The following is a 735-nucleotide window of genomic DNA, read 5'->3' on the forward strand; positions in this document are numbered from 1 at the left end:
TCCCGTTGGTCGCTGGGACCGCCAAAACGCTGCGCTTATTTGCCGGCCCCTGTGTGCGGCGTTAGGCAAAAGGAGGTGAGGCATGTCCACCGAATTAATTGAAGAAGTCGCAAGAGCTCCCTCAGGTACATACAAGTTGTACCATGGTAGCGATATTGGACATGACGAAGACTCAATCAACACACACCTTTCAAACCTCCATAATATAGGCCAACGAATTGAGGCAGCCATTGAGGCTGGGTTTCTCATAGAGGCTCTGTCTTTGCGACTTCAAATCATTGATTTCTGGCTAAGGATTTACTATCGAAATCGGCGAAAAGCCGGCGAAAAAAGGCAGCGGGAGTTTGGTAGGTTAGTGGATCAGTGCAAAGATCTAGGTTTAGATAAAGACCTAGTAAGAAGACTTAAGGAATTTAACAGTCACAGAGTGGACGCAATTCATGGCTTCGTCATCGGTAAAACGACTTATGAAGTGCTGCTGCCCGTAGTAAATGAGTCAAAATCTCTCAGTTCTGAATGTATAGCCTGGGTTTTAGAAAACTGTGGTGAAGTAATTGATAGTATGGAAAGGCGGTCATTTGAAGTCGGGGACATGATATTGAACTGGAAAGCTCAAATTGACCATCTTGCGCCTAACAAATAGTTGCAGTTTGTTCCGGCCCTGACGGGCCTCCACCGGACGCCCTTTTCTCCGCTTTGCTGCAAAAAGGTCGCCGCTGAACAAAAGCGTTAGAT

General features: G+C 46.7%; 1 protein-coding gene. It reads left to right on the forward strand.

The genetic code is table 11. The annotated features are described in order from the left end of the window. Positions 1-82: 82 nt before the first annotated feature. The gene (locus ADIMK_RS14765) at positions 83-643 is read left to right on the forward strand and encodes a hypothetical protein (protein WP_036189845.1); all 561 of its coding nucleotides are present in this window, start codon (positions 83-85) and stop codon (positions 641-643) included. Positions 644-735 lie beyond the last annotated feature (92 nt).

This window comes from Marinobacterium lacunae (assembly GCF_000705555.1).
Lineage (GTDB): Bacteria > Pseudomonadota > Gammaproteobacteria > Pseudomonadales > Balneatricaceae > Marinobacterium_D > Marinobacterium_D lacunae.

What these genes read in the sequence shown, in the direction of transcription:
- ADIMK_RS14765 (WP_036189845.1), top strand. Translation starts at nt 83, where the DNA reads ATGTCCACCGAATTAATTGAAGAAGTCGCAAGAGCTCCCTCAGGTACA.